General features: G+C 70.9%; 21 protein-coding genes. 10 read left to right on the top strand and 11 right to left on the bottom strand.

All coding sequences use genetic code 11. From position 1 onward, the window contains the following. Position 1 precedes the first annotated feature (1 nt). The 4 genes from WMF46_RS06555 to WMF46_RS06570 all read left to right on the top strand — a co-directional run bounded on the left by WMF46_RS06555 (position 2) and on the right by WMF46_RS06570 (position 5,194). Entirely contained in the window at positions 2-2,134 is a 2,133-nt protein-coding gene (locus tag WMF46_RS06555) for a molybdopterin oxidoreductase family protein (RefSeq protein WP_437984812.1), read from the top strand. Beyond that, a complete protein-coding gene (locus WMF46_RS06560) occupies positions 2,134-3,585 on the top strand; it encodes an FAD-dependent oxidoreductase (RefSeq protein ID WP_437984813.1) in 1,452 nt (483 codons plus the stop codon). The genes WMF46_RS06555 and WMF46_RS06560 overlap by 1 nt, the downstream gene beginning before the upstream one ends. An 83-nt stretch (positions 3,586-3,668) precedes the next feature. Beyond that, the gene (locus WMF46_RS06565) at positions 3,669-4,211 is read left to right on the top strand and encodes a YkgJ family cysteine cluster protein (protein ID WP_437984814.1); all 543 of its coding nucleotides are present in this window, start codon (positions 3,669-3,671) and stop codon (positions 4,209-4,211) included. Between the two features lie 317 nt (positions 4,212-4,528). Beyond that, complete coding sequence (locus WMF46_RS06570; RefSeq protein WP_437984815.1) at positions 4,529-5,194, top strand: hypothetical protein; 666 nt, start codon at positions 4,529-4,531, stop codon at positions 5,192-5,194. Between the two features lie 49 nt (positions 5,195-5,243). Here the strand turns inward: WMF46_RS06570 and WMF46_RS06575 are convergent, their stop codons facing one another. The 4 genes from WMF46_RS06575 to WMF46_RS06590 form a co-directional block, all read right to left on the bottom strand. Then, positions 5,244-5,975 (bottom strand): hypothetical protein, encoded by a 732-nt coding sequence (locus tag WMF46_RS06575; protein WP_437984816.1) that lies wholly within the window; start codon positions 5,973-5,975, stop codon positions 5,244-5,246. Between the two features lie 201 nt (positions 5,976-6,176). Continuing rightward, complete coding sequence (locus WMF46_RS06580) at positions 6,177-6,551, bottom strand: hypothetical protein (protein WP_437716120.1); 375 nt, start codon at positions 6,549-6,551, stop codon at positions 6,177-6,179. Then, positions 6,548-7,720: a hypothetical protein gene (locus WMF46_RS06585; protein WP_437984817.1), complete on the bottom strand. Its 1,173-nt coding sequence runs from the start codon at positions 7,718-7,720 to the stop codon at positions 6,548-6,550. The genes WMF46_RS06580 and WMF46_RS06585 overlap by 4 nt, the downstream gene beginning before the upstream one ends. A gap of 14 nt (positions 7,721-7,734) precedes the next feature. Further along, positions 7,735-8,190: a hypothetical protein gene (locus WMF46_RS06590; RefSeq protein ID WP_437984818.1), complete on the bottom strand. Its 456-nt coding sequence runs from the start codon at positions 8,188-8,190 to the stop codon at positions 7,735-7,737. A gap of 131 nt (positions 8,191-8,321) precedes the next feature. On the opposite strand from WMF46_RS06590, the gene WMF46_RS06595 reads away from it, so the two are divergent. Then, entirely contained in the window at positions 8,322-9,710 is a 1,389-nt protein-coding gene (locus tag WMF46_RS06595; RefSeq protein ID WP_437984819.1) for an MATE family efflux transporter, read from the top strand. Between the two features lie 44 nt (positions 9,711-9,754). Here the strand turns inward: WMF46_RS06595 and WMF46_RS06600 are convergent, their stop codons facing one another. Beyond that, complete coding sequence (locus WMF46_RS06600) at positions 9,755-10,579, bottom strand: SDR family NAD(P)-dependent oxidoreductase (RefSeq protein WP_437984820.1); 825 nt, start codon at positions 10,577-10,579, stop codon at positions 9,755-9,757. A 66-nt stretch (positions 10,580-10,645) separates the two neighbouring features. Here WMF46_RS06600 and WMF46_RS06605 point away from each other — a divergent pair, with 66 nt between their 5' ends. After that, positions 10,646-11,551, top strand: a complete 906-nt coding sequence (locus WMF46_RS06605; RefSeq protein WP_437744659.1) for a LysR family transcriptional regulator — start codon at positions 10,646-10,648, stop codon at positions 11,549-11,551. A 152-nt stretch (positions 11,552-11,703) separates the two neighbouring features. On the opposite strand, the gene WMF46_RS06610 is transcribed toward WMF46_RS06605, so the two are convergent. After that, the gene (locus tag WMF46_RS06610) at positions 11,704-13,230 is read right to left on the bottom strand and encodes an amidohydrolase family protein (protein WP_437984821.1); all 1,527 of its coding nucleotides are present in this window, start codon (positions 13,228-13,230) and stop codon (positions 11,704-11,706) included. A gap of 331 nt (positions 13,231-13,561) precedes the next feature. Beyond that, positions 13,562-15,502, bottom strand: coding sequence for a hypothetical protein (locus WMF46_RS06615; protein ID WP_437984822.1), 1,941 nt, complete (start codon positions 15,500-15,502; stop codon positions 13,562-13,564). 309 nt (positions 15,503-15,811) lie between these two features. Between WMF46_RS06615 and WMF46_RS06620 the strand changes: the two genes are divergently transcribed. The 4 genes from WMF46_RS06620 (at position 15,812) to WMF46_RS06635 (ending at position 19,064) form a co-directional block, all read left to right on the top strand. Continuing rightward, positions 15,812-16,162 (top strand): polyhydroxyalkanoic acid system family protein, encoded by a 351-nt coding sequence (locus tag WMF46_RS06620; protein WP_437984823.1) that lies wholly within the window; start codon positions 15,812-15,814, stop codon positions 16,160-16,162. A gap of 12 nt (positions 16,163-16,174) precedes the next feature. Next, complete coding sequence (locus tag WMF46_RS06625; protein WP_437984824.1) at positions 16,175-17,512, top strand: DNA topoisomerase IB; 1,338 nt, start codon at positions 16,175-16,177, stop codon at positions 17,510-17,512. A 257-nt stretch (positions 17,513-17,769) separates the two neighbouring features. Beyond that, positions 17,770-18,276, top strand: a complete 507-nt coding sequence (locus tag WMF46_RS06630; protein WP_437744664.1) for a hypothetical protein — start codon at positions 17,770-17,772, stop codon at positions 18,274-18,276. A 308-nt stretch (positions 18,277-18,584) separates the two neighbouring features. After that, positions 18,585-19,064, top strand: coding sequence for a DUF2383 domain-containing protein (locus WMF46_RS06635; protein ID WP_437984825.1), 480 nt, complete (start codon positions 18,585-18,587; stop codon positions 19,062-19,064). A 138-nt stretch (positions 19,065-19,202) separates the two neighbouring features. Here the strand turns inward: WMF46_RS06635 and WMF46_RS06640 are convergent, their stop codons facing one another. The 4 genes from WMF46_RS06640 to WMF46_RS06655 form a co-directional block, all read right to left on the bottom strand. Beyond that, a complete protein-coding gene (locus WMF46_RS06640; RefSeq protein WP_437984826.1) occupies positions 19,203-20,369 on the bottom strand; it encodes an acyl-CoA dehydrogenase in 1,167 nt (388 codons plus the stop codon). A gap of 251 nt (positions 20,370-20,620) precedes the next feature. Continuing rightward, the gene (locus WMF46_RS06645) at positions 20,621-21,754 is read right to left on the bottom strand and encodes a class I SAM-dependent methyltransferase (protein WP_437984827.1); all 1,134 of its coding nucleotides are present in this window, start codon (positions 21,752-21,754) and stop codon (positions 20,621-20,623) included. A 43-nt stretch (positions 21,755-21,797) separates the two neighbouring features. Beyond that, a complete protein-coding gene (locus WMF46_RS06650; RefSeq protein ID WP_437298260.1) occupies positions 21,798-21,998 on the bottom strand; it encodes a hypothetical protein in 201 nt (66 codons plus the stop codon). Between the two features lie 27 nt (positions 21,999-22,025). Further along, positions 22,026-23,204, bottom strand: coding sequence for an iron-containing alcohol dehydrogenase (locus WMF46_RS06655; protein WP_437984828.1), 1,179 nt, complete (start codon positions 23,202-23,204; stop codon positions 22,026-22,028). Position 23,205: the final 1 nt, after the last annotated feature.

Here is a 23,205-nt window from a genome sequence, read left to right on the forward strand (position 1 = left end):
CATGGCACCGCGCTCTTCCCTCCGGCTCAAGATCGTCACCTCCGAGACGACCACGCACACCCACTGTCCTTACTGCGCCTTCCAGTGCGGCGTGGTCATGACGGATCGCGCGGACCACGCGGGGGCGATCGACGTCCGACCGGACGACGATTTCCCCGTGAACCGCGGGCAGATGTGCATCAAGGGGTTCACCTCCGCGGCGCTGCTCGATCACCCCGAGCGGCTGACCGTGCCGAAGATCCGCGGGCGCGCAGGCCGCCTCCTGCCGGCGCGCTGGGACACGGCGCTCGATTTCGTCGCCGAGCGGCTCCTCCGGCTGCGCGAGCTCCACGGCCCCGCGGCGCTGGCCGCGTTCGGCAGCGGCGCCCTGACGAACGAGAAGACCTACCTCCTCGGCAAATTCGTCCGCCTCGCCCTCCAGTCGCCGAACGTCGATTACAACGGTCGCTATTGCATGGCCTCGGCGGCCGCGGGGCACAACAAGGCGTTTGGCATCGACCGCGGCCTGCCGTTCCCCGTGTCCGATATCGCCCAGACCAAGGCGCTCCTCCTCTGGGGCGCGAACTGCGCGGAGACCCTGCCGCCGATCATGCAATGGATCTTCGCGCAGCGCGACAACGGCGGCGCGCTCATCGTCGTCGACCCGCGGCGCACCGACACGGCGCGCGCCGCGGCGCTCCACCTCCAGCCCACGCCCGGGTCCGATCTGGCGCTCGCCAACGGCCTCCTCTACCTCGCCCTCGAGGAGAAGCTCGTCGACACGGCGTACATCGCCGCGCGCACGGACGGGTTCGACGATCTCCGCCGCGTCATCCTCTCGTACCACCCGGCGCACGTCGAGCGGCTGACCGGGGTCTCCACGCAGGATCAGCTCAAGGCCGTGCGGCTGCTCGCCGAGGCGCCGAGCAGCATGCTGCTCTCCGGCCGCGGGCCGGAGCAGCAGTCGAAGGGGTCAGACACCGTGCTCTCCTTCATCAACCTGATGCTCGCGCTCGGCAAGGTCGGCAAGCCGTACAGCGGCTATGGCTGCCTCACCGGACAGGGCAACGGCCAGGGGGGCCGCGAGCACGGCCAGAAGGCCGATCAGCTGCCCGGCTACCGGCATATCGAGGACGCGGAGCACCGGGAGGCCATCGCCCGCGTCTGGGGCATCGACCCTGCCGAGCTGCCGGCCAAGGGGAAGAGCGCCTACGAGCTGCTCGACGCGCTCGGCCCCGAGGGGGGGATCCGCGCGCTCCTCGTGTTCGGATCCAACGTGGCTGTCGCGTCGCCGAACGCGCTCAACATCGAGCGGCGGCTCGCCTCGCTCGATCTGCTCGTGGTCTGTGACGCCTTCGCCAACGAGACGGCCCGGGACGCCCACGTCCTCCTTCCGGTCGCGCAGTTCGCCGAGGAGGAGGGGACGATGACGAACCTCGAAGGGCGGGTGATCCTGCGGCAGAAGGTCCGCCCGGCGCCCCCCGAGGTGAAGACCGATATCGAGATCTTCTGCGAGCTCGCGCGCCGCCTCGGCGCGGGCAAGCACTTCCAGTACACGTCCGCGGAGCAGGTGTTCGACGAGCTGCGCCGGGCGACCGCGGGCGCCAGGGCGGACTACAGCGGCATCACCTACGACAAGATACGCCGGAACCGAGGCGTCTTCTGGCCGTGCCCGTCGATCGAGCACCCGGGGACTCCGCGCCTCTTCGCCGAGCGGTTCCATCACCCGAACGGCCGGGCGCGGTTCCACGCGGTCCACCACCGCCCCGCCGCCGAGCTCCCCGACGACGCCTATCCGCTCTACTTCACGACGGGCCGCTACAAGGAACACTACAACTCCGGCGCCCAGACGCGCCGGGTCTCCACGCTCGAAGAGGCCAAGCCCGAGCCGATGGTCGAGGTCCACCCCAGGCTGGCGGCGCGCCTCGGCGTCGTCGATGGCGACTTTCTGCTCGTCGAGAGCCGGCGCGGAGCGGTCACCTTCCGGGTAGCGGTCGCACCTTCGATCCGGCCGGACACGCTCTTTGCTCCGTTTCACTGGGGCGGCAAGAAGGCCGCCAACGTCCTCACCGTGCCGGCGCTGGACCCGACCAGCCGGATGCCGGAGTTCAAGGTGTGCGCCGTCAGGGCGCGCCGGGTCTCGGAGTCGAACTGATGCGAAGGAAGGACCTTGTCATCGTTGGCAACGGCAATGCGGCATGCCGCCTGCTCGACGAGATGATGTCGCGCGGCGCCAGGGACCGCTACGACATCACCGTCTTCGGCGAGGAGCGAGGCGGCGCCTACAACCGCGTCCTGCTCAGCAAGGTGCTCGCAGGGGAGGCGCCGGACTCCATCGTCACGAAGCCCCCCGCCTGGTACGAGCGGAACGGGGTGCGGCTCGTCAGCGGGACCTCCGTGGCGCGGATCGACACCGGGTCGAGGGCGGTCGTGGCAGCCGACGGCGCGCGCCATCGTTACGACGTCGCCGTGCTCGCGACAGGCAGCCAGCCGCTCGTCCCGCCGCTCGAGGGCATGACGACCTCGGAGGGCGATCTGCGCCCGGGCGTCTTCGTGTACAGGACGATGGACGATTGCGTCCGGATGCGCGGCAGCGCGCGGGCGGGGGACAACGCCATCGTGGTCGGCGGCGGGCTCCTCGGCCTGGAGGCGGCCAAGGTGCTGAGCGACATGGGCCTCCACGTGACCGTCATCCACGTCGCGAAGAGCCTCATGAACGCGCAGCTCGATCAAATGGGCGGCGACATGCTCGAGCAGCACATCGAGCGCTGCGGCATCTTCGTCCGCACCGGGCGCACCGTCGAGGCCATCTGCGGGGAGGAGGCGGTCGAGGGCTGTCGCCTCGACGACGGCAGCGTCCTGCCGGCCGATATGGTCGTCCTCGCGTGCGGCGTCCGGCCTCGCGTCGACGTCGCGCGCGCCTCCAACCTGCCCATCAACAAGGGCATCGTCGTCAACGACACGATGGCCACCCAGGTGCCCGGCATCTACGCGATCGGCGAGTGCGCGGAGCACCGGGGCAGGCTCTATGGCATCGTGACGCCCATCTGGGAGCAGGCCGCCGTCCTCGCCGACGTCCTGACGGGCGCGAACCCGCAGGCGCGCTACCGGGGCACGAAGCTGTATACCCGGCTGAAGGTGGCGGGCGTCGACGTGACCTCCATGGGCAGCACCGAGCCGGAGCTCGAGAGCGACGACGTGCTCCAGGTCGTGGAGACGCGGAAGAGCACGTACCGGAAGCTGATCATCCGCGACGGGCGATTGTTAGGCGCCCAGTTCGTCGGCAACACCGCGGCCGCGGCCACGCTGGTGCAGCTCTTCGATCGCAACGATCCGCTGCCCGCCGACCCTCTGGAGGCGCTCTGCGCCGGCGGCGGCGCGGGGCCGGCGGCGCAGGCGGAGCGCATCGTCTGCAACTGTCACAAGGTCAGCGAGGCGACCCTCCGGGAGGCCATCGAGGGCGGCGCCTGCTCGCTGGAGTCGGCGTGCGCCGCGACCAAGGCCGGCACGGGGTGCGGCTCCTGCCGCGGCGAGGTCGCCCAGCTCGTGGCCCGGCACGCGCCCTCGCCGGAGGTTGTCAACGGCCGCGCCGTGGCCGTCGGATAACGTGGAAAACACGCCGCGGCGAGCCGAGCGGCGCGGATGCGCCCTTGGCGCACGAGGATCCGCCCCGCTATAGACGCCGGCGAATGCACCACACGCCGCGCGAGCGCCTCCACGAGCTCTTCACCAAGGTCGACGCGTTCTTCGCCAGCGCGAGCGCCCGCCACGGCGAGCGGATGGCCTGCCGCACCGGGTGCAGCGACTGCTGCCGGCGGCGGTTCTCGGTGACGTCGATCGAGGCCGACGCGATCCGCGAGGCGCTCGCGGCGCTCCCGGAGGCCGACCGCGCGGCGCTGGCGGAGCGCGCGCGGGTGGGCGATCCGGGCGTGTGCCCGGCGCTCGACGGGGAGGGGAGGTGCGCGATCTACGCGGCGCGGCCGCTCATCTGCCGCACGCACGGCCTGCCCATCCGGTTCGCGCCGGCCAGCGAGCGCGCGCTGCCGGTCATCGACGCCTGTCCGAAGAACTTCGTGGGAGAAGACCTCCACGCCGTCGAGGCGTCGTCGGTCCTGGACCAGACGACGCTGTCGACGGTGCTGGCCGCCCTCGACATGGCCCACGCCGACGCGGCGGGGCAGCCGCGTGGGCAGCGCGTCGCGATCGCCGCGGTGCTCTCGGGCGAGGGGTAGCCGCCGCCGGGCCGTCGGCCTGATGACGAGCCGGTCGGGCTCAGCCGACCGACGGTCGTCGGCGCCATGAGGCTCCCGGCCTCGGCTTGCGTGCGCTCGCGGTGGCACAGACCAGGCATTGGCACAGGCCAGGTATGGCCCAGTTATTGGCTCAATATGAGCCATGTGCTGAGCGTGTGCCCATGGGCACGCGCTGATTTGCGGCAAATCCAGATTGGCCCGCGGGTTGCTCTCAGGTGGTGGCCCACTCTGGACCGATGGCAGGTCACGGCACACGCCGTCATCGGTCCGGAGGGGCAGCTTATTGGGAGGATAGAATGACCAAGTCGATCAAGGGGTTTGGGTTGGTGGCGGCGGCTGGCGCGGTGTTCGCGGCCTTGCTCAGCGGTTGCGGCTCGCAGGGCGCTGATCGCGGGCCGGACGTCGGCTCGATCAGCTTGCCGCTCGCGGCCGATGCAGCGTCTGGAGCGCGATATCGGCTCCGCGACGCCACGTTCGAGATCTCGGACGGTTATTACTACTACGAAGATGAGAACACCTCAGCCATGGCTGTCGGTGGTGGCTACGGAACTGTGGTGACGGTCAGCAGCGAGGACGAGGATCCGGACGCGAGCTCCATCCTCGTCGATCTGGAGCAGGGCAACTACGGCGTCAGGCTCCTTCCGGGCTGGCACTTCGAGAAGGTCGAGGACGGCACGGTGACGGATCCAAACGTGGAGGCCACGCTGCTGTCGTCGCAGAATGTCTACGTTCACGTCTCGCCGCATTCGACGAGCTGGGTTCAGTATGCGTTCGGTATCGGGAGCAGCGAGCTGTGGCTCAACGGCAAGGTGAACCTCGACATCAACGTCTACGAAGATCCGGACGACTACTACGGCGGCCAGGGTGGATACGGAACTTCGGTCGGAGTCGGGGGCGCGGGCGGCGGCGACTACAGCTCTGGCTACAGCGCGGCGGGGGTCGGCGGCAGCGGCGGTTACTAGCGCTGGTGCGAGGAGCTGAGCGGAGCGGAGCGAGCGACGTCATCGCCCGTCAGCGAGGGCTGCACTGCACGACGCAGAAGGCCGTGGCTCCCTTGGCGCGGGCGCTCGCCTCGCACGACCGCTTCGCTTGCTGCGACGCCATGAAGCGGTCCTTCGCCGAGCCATTGCCGAACACCATCTGATAGTTGCACGCGCCCGCGAAGCCGCAGACGCGCACGGACGCGCTCGCCGTACACCACCAGGACGTCCCGCCCGCCGCGCCTCCGTTGCTCGGGCTTCCATTCGAGGAGCCCTCGCTCGGTGAGGTGGGCGTCCGCGCCGCTGTCGACAGAGGCGCCGGCGCCTCACCCGTCTCGTCGTCGGCAGCAGGCGACGGCGCCTCGCCCGCGGCGCGGTCGCCGGTGGACGGGTCTTCGCCCGCCGCCTCGTCGGCCTCCTGGTCGGGGCGAAGCGGGGTGCTCGTCGACGTGGGCACCACCGGCGAGAGGCCGCCGGCGGTCGACACGCCGGGAGGCGTGGTCTCGACGACGGTTTGCTCCGGCGATGCGCTCGCCACCAGGTACACCGCGCCGCCGATCACGAAGATGGCGCCCACGCCCAGCGCGAACAACCCGCCGAGGACGATGAGCACGATCACGAGCGGCGACAGGCCTGACTTCGGGCGCTGCGGCGGCGGTGGAGGGTAGTAAGGCGGCGGCTGCGGAGGGTAGTGATGCGGCGGTTGCGGAGGGTAATGAGGCGGCTGCTGCGGAGGGTACTGAGGGCGCCCTGGACCAGACATCTCGCAGTCATAGCGCAGCGGAGCCGTCCGCGCTGCGTGTGACGAACACCCACGCTGTCGGCGAACGAGCGATGTCGCGTCTCGCTCGCGTCTCGCTCGCGTCTCGCTCGCGTCTCGCTCGCGTCGGACGAGCCCGCCCGCAGGGGCGCTGTCCGCGGTTGTGCTGCTCTGGAGCCGGCGGAGCGGCGCTCCGCGGCCCGCTCACACCCAGCCGGTCGTGGCGCGCAGGAGCAGCCCGAGCCCGAGCGACGCGCCGTTCGCGAGCGCCGAGGCCGCGATGGCTTGCGTGGCAGGCAGCTCGCGCAGCGCGAGCCGGTAGACGCCGAGCTCGAGCAGCACCGCCCAGAGCTCCGAGAGGGCCAGTCGCGCCGTGGCGCCGATCGCGAGCGCGGGGAAGATGAACCACACCGCCGGGTGACTCGCGAGGTTGGCGACGACGACGAGCGCGGCGCGGCGGCCTCGTGACCGCTCCGCCGCGCCGAGCAGCGGTGAGGCGACGGCGAGCTCGATGAGCAGCGTGAACGCGAACGCGCGCGCCCAGGCGGCCACCAGCGGATCGGTGAAGACGCGGCTCATGGCGCGGCCGGCTGCGCGGCGATCTCGGGCCCGCAGCCGTCCACCCCGCGCGCGCGCCCGGACCGCTCCTGGCGCGCCTCCGCGGCGCGCCGGCCGACGTCGCCGCGGACATAGAAGTACGCGAGCAGCGCGAGCTCCAGGTACCCGTGGAAGGAGGCGAGCGAGAGCACCAGGTTGCGCGTGCCGAGCGCGCTGCGCAGGGCGCCGAGCAGCACCAGGCCGGCGATGAGCGCCACGGCGGCGAGCCCTGCGTCCCCGAAGTCGCGCCGGAGCGAGCGCGCGGACATGCGGAAGGTGGTTGTCCGCTGGCCCGGGTGATCTTCCTGGGGAATGAGCAGCAGCCAGACCGCGTAATGGACGGACTGCAGGAACGCATAACATGCGGTGAGCGCGACCGCGGCGCGGGTCGGCAGCCCGGGAGCGAGCCAGTCGCTCGCCAGGAAGAGGTGCAGCCCGAAGGCGTCCAGCCACCCGGCGCGCAGGGTGAGCGAGGTCATCGCCCCGCTCGCGAGGAGCGCGGTCCCGGCCAGCACGAGGCCGAGCGGCCAGGCGACCGCGCGCACCCGGCGGCGGAAGAGCGCGAGCCACAGCGCGAGCGCGACCAGGTTGTGCGCGTGCGCGAGGACGAGCCGGAAGCCGCGCGGCGCGGCGAGCGCAGCCGCCGACAGCGCCACGGCGGCGGCGGCGGCGAGCGCGACGCGCCGCCACGCGCGCGACGCGAGCGCGCCGGCGACGACCGCGGCGCCGAGCCAGGCGGCGAGCAATGCGTGCTCGGCGCGGAGCAGCGCCGCGGCCGAGCCGAAGAGCTCCTGGGCGCCCCGCAGCCCCACCAGCGCGGCGCAGGCCGTCCAGACGACGCCGCGCCACCACGACGGCAGCCCGCGCCGCAGCACGAGGTAGCGCACGTCGGCCGCGACGTGCAGGACGCCGAGCAGGATGGGCCCGAGCACGAGCAGCGCGCTCGGCGCAAAGACCGCCATGGTGAAGGCGCCGAGCGCATTGGCCGCGGCGAGGGTGGCTATCCTGCGGTCGGGGCGCGCCACGATCGCGATCGCGAGCTCGCTCCGGCGGAGCAGGCCGAAGAGGCGCCGCCGCGCGCCGTCGAGCGGCGCGACGCCGCGCTCGAGCAGGCGGGCCACGCTCGCGGGCGGAGGACCGGGCGCGCGCACGGTCGAGGCCCGGTTCAGCGGCGCCGGCGGGCGGTCACGAGCGCCGCGGCGCCGCAGAGCAGCATCAGCCCCGCCATCGCGCCGCCCGAGGCGGCCCCGCTCATGGCGCAGCCGCCGTCGTCCGAGGACGCCTTGTCCGCGCCCGCGCTGCCGGCCGACGTCGAGTCCCCGCCCGAGGTCGACGTCGCGCTCCCGCCCGAGGCCGACGTCGAGCTCCCGCCCGACGCAATGCACAGATTGCAGTCGTATTCCATCGTGGTGAAGCCGCCGTCCTCGCCCGGCAGCGTTCGCTGGCACTTCTGCTGCGTGCACGTGCCAGGCTCGTCGTAAGCGGGCCCTGCGTTGTTACAGCTCGACCCCGGCGTGTCGCAGCTCTCGGGCGGCGGGACGTCCGCCCGCGCTGAAGAAGAGGTGAGCAGCGGCGCTGCGAGCAAGGCGGCGATCGCCACAAGGCAGGAGGGCTTCATCATCCCGCCACTCTGTGCTTTTCTCCGGAAAACTTCAAGAGCAGTGCCGCCGATCCACGCTCGTGCACCTGGCCCTTGCGAGGAAAATATACCCGGGTAATACCGAGACGGTCAGATATTACCCGGTAAAATACATGGACACCAACATCGAAGTCGAAGCGCCGTCCGCGCCGCGCGGCGTGCACGACATGACGCAGGGCAAGCCGCGCGCGCACGTCGTGCGCGTCATGCTGTTCATCCTGGCCGGCATGGCGATCCAGACCCTCTATGGCCTGATCGACATCTACTGGGTGGGTCGCCTCGGGAAGGAGGCCGTCGCCGCCGTGGCGGTCTCCAGCAACCTGATGTTCGTCTCGCTGGCCGCGACGCAGATGCTCTCGGTCGGCTGCGTGGCGCTCGTCTCGCAGGCGGCCGGAAGGAAGGAGCTCGGCGAGGTGCAGCGCCTGTTCAACCAGGTGCAGAGCCTCGCCACGTGGGCGGGCGCCCTCTTCCTCGTGCTCGGCCTCGCGCTTCACCGCACGTACGCCGAGAGGCTCTCCGGAGACGCCATGACCGCCGAGCTCGCGAGCAGCTTTCTGCTCGCGTTCATTCCGGCGCTCGCGCTGCAGTTCACGATGGTGGGGCTCGGCTCGGCCCTGCGCGGCATCGGCGACATGAAGCCGGGGCTCGTGGCCCAGACCGCGAGCGTGCTGCTCAACATGGTCCTCGCGCCCTTCCTCGTCTTCGGCTGGGTATCGGGGCGCCCGCTCGGCGTGTTCGGCGCGGGCCTCGCCACGCTCCTCGCGACCGCGGCCGCCGTCGTCGGGCTCGCCGTCTATCTGCTGCGCGGCAAGACCTTCCTTCGCCTCCGCCTCGCCGACTGGCAGCCAGACCTCCCCACATGGAGAAAGCTGGTGGCCATCGGCTTGCCCTCGGGCGCGGAGTTCTTGTTGCTGGCCGTCACCATGGGCGTGATCTACGTGGTCACGCGCCCCTTCGGCTCGGAGGCGCAGGCGGGGTTCGGCATCGGGCTGCGGCTGATGCAGGCCGGCTTCATGCCTGCCGTGGCGATCAGCTTCTCCGCTGCGGCGGTCGTCGGCCAGAACTACGGCACCCGCGCCTACGCTCGCGTCCGCGAGACCGCGCTCGAGAGCGTGAAGCTCGTGCTCGGGTTCATGCTCTTCTTCACCCTGATCTGCCAGGTCTTCCCCGCGCCGCTCGTCGCGCTCTTCTCGCCCGCGCCGGACGTCGTCGCGGCCGGCGTCGATTACCTCCAGGTGACCTCCTGGAGTTACTTCGCGAGCGGCATCGTGTTCGTCTGCGCCGGCGTCTTTCAAGGCCTCGGCAACACCTGGCCTTCGCTCGCCGCCTCGGGGGCGCGGGCGGTCGCGTTCGTCCTCCCCGTGCTCGTCCTGAGCGCGCGCCCCGGCTTCCGCATGCACACCATCTGGCTCGTCTCGGTCGGCGCCACGCTCGGCCAGCTCGGGCTCCAGCAGATCCTGCTGCGGCGCGAGCTCGCCCTCAAGGCGCCCGTGTCGCCCTGACGCGCCGCGGGGGGGGGCGGCGCGGCGCCGGGCCGAGCGCAGCTTCAGGGACGTGCGCGCGCCGTCCTGGCGGGCAGGGCGCGCACCTGGTTCTTCCGCATGACGTCGGCCGTCAGGCGCGCCGCCATGGCGCGCGGCACGAAGCGCGCGAGGTTCGCGAGGATGTAGTTGCCGAGGCCGTGGATGGCGTGGGTTCGCCCCGTCGAGAGGGCGCTCAGGCCGAGCCGCACGACGTCGCTCGCCTTCGCCTTCGCGCCCACGGCCGCGGCTTCCCCGGCGATCTCGAAGAACGGCGTCTCGGTCGCGCCGGGGCAGAGCGCGACCACCTTCACGCCCCGCTCGCCGAGCTCGGCCCAGAGCGCCTCGCTGAACGAGAGCACGAAGGCCTTGGTGGCCCCGTACACCGCCATCGAGGCGATCGGGTAGAACGCCGCCGTGGACGCGACGTTGAGGACCGCGCCGCGCGTCCTCACGAGGTCGGGCAGGAACGCGTGGGTCATCGCGACGAGCGCGCTCACGTTGAGCGTGATCTCCTCGAGCTGCCTCGCGATCGGCGTCTCCTCGAAGCGGCCGTGGGTCGCGAATCCGGCGTTGTTGACGAGGAGATTGACGGTCACGCCGCGGCGCGCGACCTCGGCGTGCACGCGCCCGATCGCCCCTTCGCTGGTGAGGTCGTCGGCGATCACCTCGACGCGGACGCCGTGCGCGGCGCGCAGCTCGGCGGCGAGCGCCTCGAGCTTGTCGCGCGAGCGGGCGACGAGGATCAGGTGGCACCGCTGCGCGGCGAGCTGGCGGGCGAATTCGGCGCCGATGCCGGTGGAGGCTCCGGTGATCAGGGCGTTCCGGTTCTCGAAGGGGTGTCGCGTCATGCCTCCATGTGTAAGCTCCGGGTGGCTTCGCGAGAACGGGCATCTTCGGGCATCGGAGTTCCACGGATGAAAAACGACGCCTTCTCCTGGGACGACCTGCGCGTGCTGCTCGAGGTCGATCGACGTCGCAGCTTCCTCGGCGCGGGCAAGGCGCTCGGGCTCTCCACCTCGACGGTCGGGCGGCGCATCGACGCGCTCGAGCTGGCCCTCGGCCGGAAGCTCGTGCACAGGACGACCGCCGGCACCTCGATCGATCCGGCGGCGCGCGCGCTCGTCGCGCTCGCCGAGGGCATGGAGAGGGAGCTCCGCGTCGAGGGGAGGGACGCGCGCGGCGCCGAGTCGCTCGAGGGCGTGGTGCGCGTCTCGATCAAGGAGAGCTTCGCGCGCCCGATGGCGAAGGTCCTCTCCGCGTGGCGGCGCATCCACCCCGAGACGCTGATCGAGCTCGCCTCGGAGGCGCGCCTCGCGGACGTCGCGAAGCGTGAGGCCGACCTCGGCGTCCGGACGGTGCGCTCGTCGTCGAAGGCGCTCGTCGAGAAGCGCCTCGGCACGTTCTCGTACGGCCTGTGGGCCTCGAACGAGTATGTCGAGCGCCACCTGCGGGACGGCCACCTGCGCGAGGCGGATTTCCCGCGGCACGACTTCGTCGGCTACGACGGGCCGGGGCGGGAGTCCGAGCAGGAGCGGTGGCTCGTCGCCCGCGGCGCGCGCCGGTTCCCGTTCCGTTCGAGCTCGGACGACGCGATGCTCACGGCCGCGAGCGAGTCCCAGGGCATCTGCATCTTCGCGGACGCGCTCGCGCGCGACGTGCCCGGGCTGCGGCGGCTCGCCTGCGCGACGCCGCTCCCGACGGTGAGCGTGTACCTCGTGGTCCACCGGGATCTGCGGCGCGTTCCGCGGATCCGCGGCGTCGCGGGGGCGATCGAGGAGGCGATCAGGCAGATCGCCGTTCGTGAGAAGGCCCGCGGCTAGTTCCGCCCGCCAGGCGTCCGGAGGGAGAGTTCAACGCAAAGGCGCAAAGGCGCAAAAATGCATGAATTTTATTTCTCTCTCTCTCTTGCGTCTTTGCGCCTTTGCGCCTTTGCGTTGAACTCTCCCTCTCCTCTCGCGAGGCGGCTACCGCCTCAGAAGAGCACGCGCTCGACGCCCGCCGCGTCGAGGAGGTAATCCCTGGACGCCTCGAGGCCGGCGCGGAGCCGGCCAAAGTTCACGCCGACGAGCTTGCCTCGCCATTTGCGGATGCTCCCCGCGACGATGACCGTGTCCACGTTGCTGCGGTCCATCAACGTCACCACGGCTCCAGGCACGTTGTTGAGAGGCGCCACATTGATGGCATCCGCTCGCAGCAGGATGATGTCGGCCTCCTTGCCCGGGGTCAGCGTGCCGACCTTGTGGGAGAGACCGGCCACCCGGGCCCCCTCGACCGTGGCCAGGCGGATGACATCGCGGCACGTGAGGAGCTCGGGCAGATCCGTCTCTCCGGCCAGCGCGCGCTCGTTGATGAGCGCCCGCTGAAGCGTGAAGACGGTCCGCATCTGGGTGAAGAAGTCCGCGGTCATCGTGCACTCGACGTCGGTGCTCAGCGCCGGCTGGACGCCATGATCGAGCGCGGCCTGGATAGGCGGCATGCCGTGCCGCATGGTCATCTCGATCGGGGCCGCGATCGAGACGTTCGCGCCCGAATCGGCGATCGCCTGCCAGGAGGCCTCCGAGATGGCGCTGGCGTGGATGAACTCGAGATCTGGCCCCATCAGGCCCTCGCTCTCGATCTGCTCGATGAGCGTCCCCTGGCCGATGCTGCCGACGAGGTGCGTCACGATGGGCAGGCCGTGCTGGCGCCCGATCGCCCAGGTGTCGCGCCACGCGGGGTCGAACACCTCCCCGCCCATGGCCAGGGTCAGGAGCTGGTCGGTCGAGGAGAAGTACTGGCTCTGGATCCGATCGAGATCGTTCGGGAAGATGTTGCCGGGGCCCGCGCCCGGCGAGTACACGAAGAGCGCGCGGCGGCCCGACTCCTGCAGCCCATGGATGACGGCATCGGTGTGCTCCGGCGTATGGCCCACCTGGGACGTGTCGACGACCGTCGTCACCCCGGCATCCAGCTGGCTGAGCGAGGAGGCCAGTATGGCGAGGAAGGCGTCCCGCGGTCGGAAGACCGGCGTGATGGTGAAGTGGATGTAGTCGAGGTAGTTCTTTTCGCCGTGCGGCAGCCCGTCGTTGGCCAGGAGGCCGTCCGAGAGGAAGCTCCGTAGCGCGGTCTGGTACTGGTGGTGATGGGTGTCGACGAACCCCGGCATCACGATCGTGCCCGTCGCGTCGATGATCTCCGCGCCTGGCGCGTGCAGGTGCGGCCCGACCGCGATGATCTTCTTGCCCTGCACGAGCACGTCGCCCCGGGCGAAGTCCCCCACGTTCGGATCCATGCTGAGCACGGCGCCGCCTCTCAGGATGTACCGCCGGTGCGGGGCGCCGGTCCCGTGCGGCATGTCGTCATCGTGCTCCGCCCTTCCCATCGCCGCCGCGGGCGCCGAGAAGGCCGCCGCAGCACCGAGCGCTGAAGCTCCCACCGCGAGAAACCGGCGACGAGACGAGCCCGCCTCGCCCGGCTCTCCGTCATGGTTCGAGTCGTTTCCACAGAGCTTCTGGCACATACCAAGTTCCTCCTGCTCAGTTCAAGCGTCCCTCTGTCGTGCCCCCGTCTCTCGAGACACCGACCGCCGCGTTCTGGTGCGCTGAGCAAAGCAGAGACTAACCCGGTGCGGAAGCCAGCGTCGAGCCTCGTGAGACGCGATGCGGCGCCGAGGTCGTGCGCCAAGTACGGTTGCACGGTTGCACGGTTGTACGGTTGTACGGTTGCACGTCGCACGGCATCGAGCTGGAAGGCCGGATGGAGAATTTCACCCGAGATGCCGTATTACACAGCGAATCTCCCGGTAGTGACTACAGAGGGGTCTCGCGTGTGATGATGCGGTCGCGGCGAGATCACCTGCCCAGCGCGGCCATCTTCTCGTTCACCCAGTCGTCGCCGGCGAGGGGGTGCACGCCGGCCCCGTCGCGATCGAGCGCGAGGCCCACCGAGAGCAGCCCGCTCTTCACGAGGAACGCTCCCCTGGGGGTCTGCCCGTCGGACTTCGTGAGCCGCCCGCGGATCGCGAGATCGCCCCCCGTCGCCTCCAGCAGCCTGAAATCGACGCCGGCGTCCGCGCGCCTCACCTTCGCGGATGCCTTGAGCCCCTCCATCGTGAGGAGCCCCGCGGCCCAGCCGGGAATGGCATCCTCGGCGTCGAGCAGCATCACGGCCGGCCGCGCGTCCTTGCATTCCAACCGGATCGCCGCCTCCATGAGCCCCCGCCTCACCTCGGCGTCCTCGATGTCGATGTGCGCCCACCAGCCAGGGAGCGCCTCGCCCTCGTGCTCGATCGCGAGGTCCTCGATGTCGATGCGGCCCTTCCGCAGCTTGGCTGCCTGATTCAAGACGTTCGCCGCGTCGAGCGTCATGCGCGCCGCCACGTCGCCCTTCACCCTCGTCTTCTTCCATTGCAGGGCGCCGTGTTTCAACAGCAGGTTCAGCGAGCCCGTCCCCCGGCCCAGCGGGTCGACCTCCAGGCTGCTCCGCAGGAAGGCTGCGCCGCCGGTGAACCGCGGCGCGTCCGGCGCGGCGCCCTCGGCGTTCAGCCAGCGCAGGTCCGGGATCGCCGCGGCGACGACATCCACCTTCGACGCGAACCCCGGCTGGAGCCGCAGGAGGTGGAGCTCCGGCGCGTCGAAGGTGGCGCTCGCCCTCTCCACGACGATGGGCGGCAGCCCGCTTCCCGGGCGCTCGAGCGTCGCGCGGGGCAGCGTCACGGCGAGGCGCGCCGCTCCGCGCTCGTCGACGCGGAGCGCCGCGCGCGCCTCGGCGGTCGCGCGGAGCGACGCGGTGGAGGCCACGAGGTGGCTCGTCTCGTAGGACGCGGTGCTGCCCGGCTCGACGCTCCCCCGGTTCACGACGAGGTTCGTCCGGAGCTCTCCGCTCCCGTCCTCGAGCCGGGGTGCGGCGCCCTCGCCCGCGGGAAGGGGGATGAAATCGAGCCCTGGCAGCTGCGCGTCCAGGCGGACGCGCGCCCAGGCGGTCTCGAGGACGTCGAGCCCGTCGACGTCCCTCGGATCGAACGTGCTCATCGTCACGTCGGCGTCGGCGTCGAGCCGCGCGACGACGCGATCGGCGACGTGGACCTCGCCCGACCGGAGCTCCAGCGCGACGGGCCCGACGCGAACGGCGCGGAGCGGCTTGTAATAGAACCCTCCCCGCACGCGACCGCCGCCGGCATACCGGACTTGCTGGATCCAGACCTCCTTGAGCGTCGTGTCGATGCCTTCCAGGTGCACCGTCCACAGGTTGTAGCCCTCGTCCGAGCTCTCGAGGTCGTGCTTCGGCGGCAGCTCCGGCTTGAGCGGAGGGTTCGCGAACTCCGGGATGGGCGGCAGCGCCTGGATGTGCGGCGCCTCCAGATCGCGCTCGCTCGTCGGATCCACGAGCATCCGCATCCGGAACACGAAGCCCGTGGCGCGGACGTCCTCCGCATAGAACTTCTTCCGGAGGAGATCGGTCAGGTGGATATCGACGTCCGCTTCGTCGAGCTCCACCGCCCACTGAAGCACGCTGTCGGAGCCGCTGAGCCGGAGCTCTTTGACGTGAACGACGCCGGGCCAGAGGCTCCACGCCGAGCCGTAATAGAGCGAGGCGTCGACGGGGTTGTAGCTGACGAGCCTCGCGATGAGCCCCGTGCTCAGCATGACGTTCACGACGACGACGTAGCCGAGCCAGAGCGCGAGAGGCAGGATCAACAGCGCCTTCAGCGCCCTCCCGGCCCGTGGCCCGATCCGCCCGCTGAGCGCAGGTGGAGACTTCAGCGCGGCAGCTTCGTGCAGGAGCGCGTGCATGCGCGCATCGATCGCACGCGCCATGCCGCGAGCTGAGCCGCGGCGCGAGGGGGCGGGCTCAGGGCTGGCCGTGGCGATCTGCCCCGCTCGTGGCGAAGGTCGACATGCGCGGACCGCGGGGGGCTCGATCTCGCGCGGACGCGCCCGGAAATGGCCCTGCCGCGAGCGCGCGGCCCCCGTCGGACCCGACAGGCACCCGGCTTGCTAACCCAGCGACCGCCGGCGCTGGCAAGCCTGTCGCGTCGACGCCGCTGGAGGTCCGCTGGAGACGATCTTCCAGCCATCTTCCAGCCATCACCCGAGATCATCATGAACCACACTGTCCATCACGACCTGAACGACGAAGAAGCGAAGAGCGCCGTCCTGCGGGCGATGGCGAAGTATTGTGATCGATATGCAGAGTACGCTCCCTCCATTTTCTGGAGCGACGAGCGGCGCGCGGATGTCGGCATCTCCTTCAAGGGCTTCACGCTCTCCGGGCGGCTCGAGCTCCGGCCCAGGGCCGTCGACTTCGCGATCGACGTGCCGCTGCCGCTGCGCATGTTCAACCGGATGGCGATCGCGGCGATCGACGCCGAGGTGAGGCGGTGCATCGATGACGCGCACCGCGATCGCGCGCGGCGGCGCGCTCCGAGCGCGGTCGCGCAGGAGGCGCTCTGAGCGGTCCGCGCCATGAAGAGCGGAAGCGCCACGACCACCCGTGAAAGGCGCCGCCCGCGGAGCGCCCCGCGCCGCGAGAGGCGCGGATCCGCGAACGGCGTCGTCCTCCGCCGGCGCCGCGTCAGCGTGTCGGTCGAGTCCGTCGAGACGGTCGAGCTCGCCCGCGCGGACGGCGAGCTCGCGGGGACAGGGCAGCTCACCCCGTCACCGGTCGAGTCCGCCGAGTCGGCCGGGCTCCATTACGTGAACGACGGTGAGCCGGGGATCTCCAGGCGAGGGGCGGGCAAGGGCTTCCGTTACGTCGACGCCGACGGTCGCCCCGTCAAGGACGAGGCGACGCTCGCGCGCATCCGCCGCCTCGCGATCCCGCCCGCGTGGACCGAGGTGTGGATCTGCCGGAGCGAGCGCGGGCACATCCAGGCGACAGGGCGGGACGCGCGCGGCCGAAAGCAGTACCGGTATCACCCGCGCTGGCGCGAGGTCCGCGACGAGACGAAGTACGACCGCATGCTCGCGTTCGGCGCGGCGCTCCCGGCGATCCGCGCGGCGAGCGAGCGGGATCTCGCGCTGCCTGGCCTGCCGCGCGAGAAGGTGCTGGCGGCGGTGGTGCGCCTGCTCGACGAGACGTCGATCCGCATAGGGAACGACGAGTACGCGCGCGACAACGACTCGTATGGACTCACCACGCTCCACGACGAGCACGTCGAGATAGAGGGGAGTCTCATCAGGTTCCACTTCAGGGGCAAGGGCGGCAAGGAGCACGCGATGACGGTGCGGGATCGGCGGCTCGCCCGCATCGTGAAGCGCTGTCAGGACGTGCCCGGCCACGAGCTGTTCCAGTACATCGACGGCGAGGGCCGGCGGCAAAGGATCCATTCGGACGACGTGAACGAGTACCTGCGCTCGGTCGCGGGCCACGACTTCACGGCGAAGGACTTCCGCACCTGGACCGGCACCGTGCTGTGCGCGTCGTTCTTCTGCGAGATGGAGATCGCGAGCTCGGTCCGCCAGGTGAAGAAGCGCGTGGCGCAGGTGATCGACAGGGTGTCTGCCCGTCTGGGCAACACACGAGCGGTCTGCCAGCGTTGTTATGTCCACCCCGCCGTGATCCGCGCCTACACGGAGGGCGCCCTGCAGTCGCTGATCGACGCCGAGGAGGCCGTCGCGGACGGGGCGCTCGCGGCGCTCCGGCCGGAAGAGGCGAAGATGCTCCGGATCGTCCGCGGCTTCGGCGAGCGAGAGGCCGTGCCGCTCGTGACCCGCCTCAGCGAGAGCGTGCGCGCGGTGAACGCGCGGCGAGCCGGCAAGAGCGCGACACGTCCCCCCAGAGAACGACGCGCCGCGGCCTGAGCCGCGCCGCGGCGAGCGCCGCAGCAGCCGCGCGGGGATGCGCCTCGCCGCGCTGTTCCCGACGAGTTTGCCGTGTCGTTGCGTCACAGCGTGATCGCCTCGCTGTGGCATCGTGCCGCGGACGCGGCGGGGGCTGTTGCTGGGTTCGCGAGCGGCCCGCGTTCTCCCGCCGGATACGCGCGCGGTACGGTTCGTGTTGTGCATAGCTCCTTGGAAACCAGCGCGCGCGGCGCGAACCCTCAGCCAAGGAGGTCTGCATGGCGAGCCAGCGGTTGATCACGGGGATGGTGCGAGCACGTGGGGAGGCCGAAGACGTCGTCCGGCGCATCCTGGACAGCGGGCACACGCGACGGGACGTCTGCGCCATCGTGAGCGAGGCGACGCGCCGCCAGCACATCTTGCGCTCGCGCGCATACGGCGCGGCCTCGCACGGGAGCGCGCTGACCTCCGTCCTCGCCGCGGCGAGCGCGGGGCTCGTGGTCCCGGGGCTGCGGCTCGCGGTGGCCGGCCCCATCGCGGTGAGGCTCGCGGACGCGAGCTCGGCGAGCGAGACGGCCAGCCTGAGCAGCGTGCTCGTCGACGCCGGGATCCCCGAGCAGAGCGCGCCGGAGATCGAGAGGCGCCTCAAGGAAGGCGCGATGCTCCTCGGCGCCCTCGCGCGCGACGAGAAGGACGCCGCGGCGCTGCGCGCGATCCTGCGAGACGCAGGCAACGGCGATTTCTGCGGCACGGGCAAGGGAGCCCGCGTGTTCGCCGCGCTGTGAGCCCGGCGGCGCTCTGCGCTCTGCGTCGTCGCTGGAGGGGGCCGCCGCCGGATCGATGAGCTCGCTTCATGACCGCGAAGTCCCGGACATTGGAACGGGACTTGAAGGGAATGAAAGAGTTCAGCCGAGACTGATTCGGTACGAGGCGAACATGTACCCCTGAGGCAACAGGGGGCGCGCGCCTTCCCGCAGCGGCGACGATCCCTGGCGATCACGGCTCCTGCGTGGACGTATGGCGTGGTGGCCCACCTTGGGAGGTAAGGAGGAGAGGAAGCGGGCGTTCACCAGACATCTCAGGAGAGTACCCCATGGAACCGGTCGCATTCGCAGACGAGAGCGTGGGCCTGGACGGACTCATCGACGATGACTCGATCGAGCAGCTCAAATCGTTCTGCCGCGGCGAGATGTCCGCGGTCGAGACCTACCGTCAGGCCATCGCCGCGGCGCGCCAGGGCTGGGTTGCTCACCACCTCCGGCTGAACCTCGCGTCGCACGAGGCGCGGGTGAAGGTGCTGCGCCGGCGGATCGAGGAGCTCGGAGGCGACCCCCCGGCGAGCTCCGGGCCATGGGGCGCGTTCGCCAAGGCCATCGAGGGGACCGCTGTGGCGCTCGGCCACAAGACGGCGCTCTCGGCGCTGGCCGAGGGGGAGGAGCACGGCCTGAAGGACTACCGGAACGACATCGAGGAGCTCGACACCGAGTCGCACGCCCTGGTGCGGGACGTGATCTTGCCGCAGCAGGTGTCGACGCGCAGCTGGCTCGCGGATCTCAAGCGGCAGCTGCCGTGACGCGCGAAGCCGTCGGCGGATTGTCTGATGGATGACGTCGTCTTCGTCGCGTGCTTTCACACGCGCCGAAGACCCGAGTCATGGAAGCGGAGAGGCTGAGGGCAACATCGGTGTTGGGACGAGGGTGAACACCCCCGCTCAGCCCTTCGCGTCGTATCCCGCCTGGAGCAGCTTCGCGATCGTGGAGAGCTGCATGTTCGACGTCCCCTCGTAGATCTTCCCGATCTTCGCGTCGCGGTAGAGCTTCTCGACAGGATAGTCCTTGGTGAAGCCGACTCCGCCCATGAACTCGATGGAGAGCGACGCCGTCCGCTCGGCCACCTCGGACGCGAACAGCTTGGCCATCGCCGCCTCCTTCACGAACGGCTGACCCGCTTCCTTGAGCCGCGCGGCGTTGTAGACGAGGAGGCGCGCGGCCTCGATCTCCATGGCGACGCGCGCAACCTGGAACTGCACGCCCTGGAAGCTCGCGATCGACTGCCCGAACTGCTTCCGCTCGCCCATGTAGCGCATCGCGTGGTCGAACGCCCCCGCGGCCAGGCCGAGCATCTGCGCGCCGATGCCGATACGGCCCTCGTTCAGCGTCTCGATGGCGATCTTGTAGCCCTTGCCGACCTCGCCGATCACGTTGCCCTCCGGCACCTCGCAGTCATCGAGGACGAGCTCACACGTGCTGGAGGCGCGGATCCCGAGCTTGTTCTCCTTCTTGCCCACCGAGAAGCCGGGGAAGGAACGCTCGACAACGAAGGCCGTGATGCCCTTGTAGCCCTTCGTCGGATCGACGTTGGCGAACACAAGGAACACCGAGCTCTCGTTCGCGTTCGTGATCCAGAGCTTGCGGCCGTTCAGGATCCAGCGGTCGCCCCGGCGCTCGGCGCGGGCCGCGAGCGCGAACGCGTCCGAGCCGGAGCCCGCCTCGCTCAGCGCATACGAGCCGATCCAGTCGCGGGAGAGCCGCGGGAGATACCTCTCCTTCTGCGCCTCGGTGCCCCAGCGGAGGAACGCATTGGCCACCAGGGTGTTCTGCACGTCGACGAGCACGCTCACGCTCGGGTCGACCACGGCGAGCGCCTCGATCGCGAGGATCGCGCTGAAGAAGCCCGCGCCCGAGCCCCCGTACGCCTCCGGGATCTCGATGCCCATGAGGCCGAGCTCGAACAGCGAAGGGAGCAGATCATGGTCGAGCGCGCCCTCTTCGTCCATCGCCGCCGCGCGCGGCGCGACGCGCTTCCGGGCGAAATCAAGCACCGAGTCGCGGAAGAGGCGCTCCTCGTCGGAGAGCTGGGTGAGCGGGGGGTGGGACACGACGGTTTCTCCTTGTGGGCCCATGGCGCGGCGCGGCGCCGTGGCGGCGTCGCCCCACTATGCTACGCGAGGGCCACGAGCGAAAGCCGTTCGCGCGCGCCACGCCCGGTCATCGCCGCGGCGCAACGCAGGCCACGCCGCGTCGGCGGCGGACGGGGTGCGCCGCCCCGAGCCGCCTCATCCGTTGTGTCGCCGCTCGCCCCGGGGTCGGGATCGTCCAGGCTGCCACGCGCGTCGCTTCACCTGGACGCTCACGCGCGCTTGCCCGCGGGCGCGTCGCGCCGGCGGCACCGGAGCAGCGTGTGGGCGAGGCCGAGGTGGTCGATCTCGGCCTCGACGACGAGGCCCGCCTCGTCGATGCAACGCCGGATATCGGCGGCGCTGTACATGCGGCTGTTCCCGTTCGCGAGGCACGTGAAATACAGGGAAGAGCCGTGAAGACAGTGGACCGCCACCTCGTTCGTCTGCCGATCCCAGAACGTGTCGAGGATCCAGAGCACCGTCTCGTCCCGCATGGCCGACGCGGCCCGCCGGAGGATCTGGACGATGTCCGCCTCGGAGAAGCACACGAGGAACTGGCTCATCCAGATGGCATCGAAGCCCGTCGGGAACGCCTGGCCGTGATCCAGGAAGTCGATGGGGGTGCCCATGATCCGGCCGAGCAGGCCGTGCCGCTCGACGTTGACGCGCGCGTCCTCCAGCTGGCCCGGCAGGTCGAGCAGCGTGACGCGCACGTCGGGGTCGTGCGTGCAGCACTGGATCGCCCACCGCCCCGTGTTGCCGCCGATGTCGAGGAGCGTCCTCGGCCTCCGCTCGAACACGACGGGCAGCGCCTCGGGGAACGCGGAGTCGGAGTAGAGGTGATCGAACGCAAACCAGCTCTCCCTCACCTTCGGCGGGAGCGCCGGCAGCGCCTCATAGACCGTCGGCCACTCGCCAAAGACCTTCAGGCCAGCCGGCTTGCCGCCCTCGATGGCCTCGTCGAGAAAGCGCATGCCCTCGTAACAAACGTCATGGATGAAATCCATGTTGATGCGGGTCATCCTGTCATTCTCGACGATGAGCCCGACCCGCGTGATCGTGTAGCGCTCGCCACGCTCTCGCGGCTCTGCGTGGGCGTTTGCGCCGCTTCCGCCGCCTGTGTGCTCCACCAGGCCGAAGCTCAGGCTCGCCTCCAGCAAGGTCTTGGCGGCATAGGCGGAGAGGCCGGTGTCCTGGGCCACCTCCGCCGGTGTCCTGCCGCCCTTGCCAGCGCGCTGGAGCGCTTTGAGGACGCCGCGGTTTCGCATCACCCGCGCCACCTGGAACATGACGGGCGCAAACGCGATGCGCTGGGCGGCGAGCATGGCGTCGAGGGTGGGATTCTGGGCGGGATCGTTCTTCATCGAGCTCCGGTCGTCGGGGGTGGGGTCAAGGCTAGGGTGCACCCTAGCGCTGGAGGAGCAAGACGAAGCCGCAGACGCCGGTGAACAGCAGCGCGCACTCTGCCCGACCCTCGTCGGCGAGCGAGATCCCCGTCACGCCGCAGAGCATGCCGAACACGAGGCTCGCCACGCTGATCCGCCGCCGCTGGTCGATCGACCGGACCCGCGGCGGAGTGGGCGGTCTCGTGCGGTACGGGCTTGCCACCCCGTGATGATACCACCAGCGCCGCGATCACAAGGACGCCGCCGCGATGTCGAACAGCTCCTCGTCGGTGAGCGGCAGTGGGTTCGCCTTCATGCTGCTCGCCGCCCTGGCCTTCGCGACAAGCGCCGGGAGGTCCGCCTCAGCCATGCCGTAGCGCCGGAGCCCCGGGATCGCGAGGTCACGGCAGAGCTCGCGGACCCAGGCGATCCCTTCCTCGGCGCTGGCGCCGGCGCGCCCCGTGACGAGCGCGGCCAGCTCGTCGAAGCGCGGCAGCGCGCGGTGAGCCGGGTCGCGCGCGCGCAGCGCCCGCAGGTTGACCTCCAGGACGGCGGGTAAGAGCGCCGCGCACACCGCGCCGTGCGGCGCGTCGTACATGCCCCCCGCGGGCCCCGCGAAGCCATGGACGGCCCCGAGGCCGGCGTTCGCGAGGCAGAGGCCGCCGAGCAGGCTGGCGATCGCGAGGTCGTCCCGGGTCGGCGCGTCGGTGCCCTCCAGGACCGCGCGGCGCAGCGAGCGCGCCGAGCGGCGGATGCCCTCGCGCGCGAGGCCGTCCGTGAGCGGGTTGCTGCGGCTCGACAGGAACGGCTCGATGAGCTGCGAGAGCGCGTCGAGCCCGCTCGACGCGAGCACCCCGGGCGGTGCGCCCGCGAGCAGGTCGGGGTCGATAACCGCGAGGCGCGGCAGCATGTGCGGGCTGCGCAGGCTCGCCTTCACGCCGGCCTCCCGCGACGCGAGCACCGCGTTGCGCGTCACCTCCGCGCCGGTGCCCGCGGTCGTGGGGATCGCCACGAACGGCACGGACGGCCTGGAGAGCGCTCCCCCCTTGCCGATGACCTCCAGGTAATCGAGCGGGTCGCCGCCGTTCGCGACGAGCGCGGCGATCGCCTTGCCGGCGTCGATCGCGCTGCCGCCGCCGAGCGCCACAACGACGTCGCACCGCTCGGCCGCGGCCCGCGACGTCCCCTCGCGGGCGATGTCCACCGTGGGCTCGCCCGCGACGGCGAAGCGCACCGCGGCGATGCCCGCCGCCGCGAGCGCGGCGAGGAGCGGCGCGGCGCGGCCGGGATCCTGCCCGGTGACGACGAGCGCACGCGTCCCGCCGAGGCCCCGCACGGCCGCGGGCACCTCGGCGATCTTGCCTGCGCCGAAGGCGATGCGCGTCGCGGTGGCGAACTCGAAGGCGGGTTCATGGCCAGGAGGCGTCATG

The organism is Sorangium sp. So ce117, assembly GCF_051524395.1.
Classification (GTDB): Bacteria; Myxococcota_A; Polyangia; order Polyangiales; family Polyangiaceae; genus Sorangium; species Sorangium cellulosum_B.

Excerpts from the sequence above, each read along its gene's own strand:
- WMF46_RS06555 (WP_437984812.1), top strand. The coding sequence starts at position 2 with ATGGCACCGCGCTCTTCCCTCCGGCTCAAGATCGTCACCTCCGAGACG.
- WMF46_RS06560 (WP_437984813.1), top strand. The coding sequence starts at position 2,134 with ATGCGAAGGAAGGACCTTGTCATCGTTGGCAACGGCAATGCGGCATGC.
- WMF46_RS06565 (WP_437984814.1), top strand. The coding sequence starts at position 3,669 with ATGCACCACACGCCGCGCGAGCGCCTCCACGAGCTCTTCACCAAGGTC.
- WMF46_RS06570 (WP_437984815.1), top strand. The coding sequence starts at position 4,529 with ATGACCAAGTCGATCAAGGGGTTTGGGTTGGTGGCGGCGGCTGGCGCG.
- WMF46_RS06575 (WP_437984816.1), bottom strand. The coding sequence starts at position 5,975 with ATGTCTGGTCCAGGGCGCCCTCAGTACCCTCCGCAGCAGCCGCCTCAT.
- WMF46_RS06580 (WP_437716120.1), bottom strand. The coding sequence starts at position 6,551 with ATGAGCCGCGTCTTCACCGATCCGCTGGTGGCCGCCTGGGCGCGCGCG.
- WMF46_RS06590 (WP_437984818.1), bottom strand. The coding sequence starts at position 8,190 with ATGATGAAGCCCTCCTGCCTTGTGGCGATCGCCGCCTTGCTCGCAGCG.
- WMF46_RS06595 (WP_437984819.1), top strand. The coding sequence starts at position 8,322 with ATGGACACCAACATCGAAGTCGAAGCGCCGTCCGCGCCGCGCGGCGTG.
- WMF46_RS06600 (WP_437984820.1), bottom strand. The coding sequence starts at position 10,579 with ATGACGCGACACCCCTTCGAGAACCGGAACGCCCTGATCACCGGAGCC.
- WMF46_RS06605 (WP_437744659.1), top strand. The coding sequence starts at position 10,646 with ATGAAAAACGACGCCTTCTCCTGGGACGACCTGCGCGTGCTGCTCGAG.
- WMF46_RS06610 (WP_437984821.1), bottom strand. The coding sequence starts at position 13,230 with ATGTGCCAGAAGCTCTGTGGAAACGACTCGAACCATGACGGAGAGCCG.
- WMF46_RS06615 (WP_437984822.1), bottom strand. The coding sequence starts at position 15,502 with ATGCACGCGCTCCTGCACGAAGCTGCCGCGCTGAAGTCTCCACCTGCG.
- WMF46_RS06620 (WP_437984823.1), top strand. The coding sequence starts at position 15,812 with ATGAACCACACTGTCCATCACGACCTGAACGACGAAGAAGCGAAGAGC.
- WMF46_RS06625 (WP_437984824.1), top strand. The coding sequence starts at position 16,175 with ATGAAGAGCGGAAGCGCCACGACCACCCGTGAAAGGCGCCGCCCGCGG.
- WMF46_RS06630 (WP_437744664.1), top strand. The coding sequence starts at position 17,770 with ATGGCGAGCCAGCGGTTGATCACGGGGATGGTGCGAGCACGTGGGGAG.
- WMF46_RS06635 (WP_437984825.1), top strand. The coding sequence starts at position 18,585 with ATGGAACCGGTCGCATTCGCAGACGAGAGCGTGGGCCTGGACGGACTC.
- WMF46_RS06645 (WP_437984827.1), bottom strand. The coding sequence starts at position 21,754 with ATGAAGAACGATCCCGCCCAGAATCCCACCCTCGACGCCATGCTCGCC.
- WMF46_RS06655 (WP_437984828.1), bottom strand. The coding sequence starts at position 23,204 with ATGACGCCTCCTGGCCATGAACCCGCCTTCGAGTTCGCCACCGCGACG.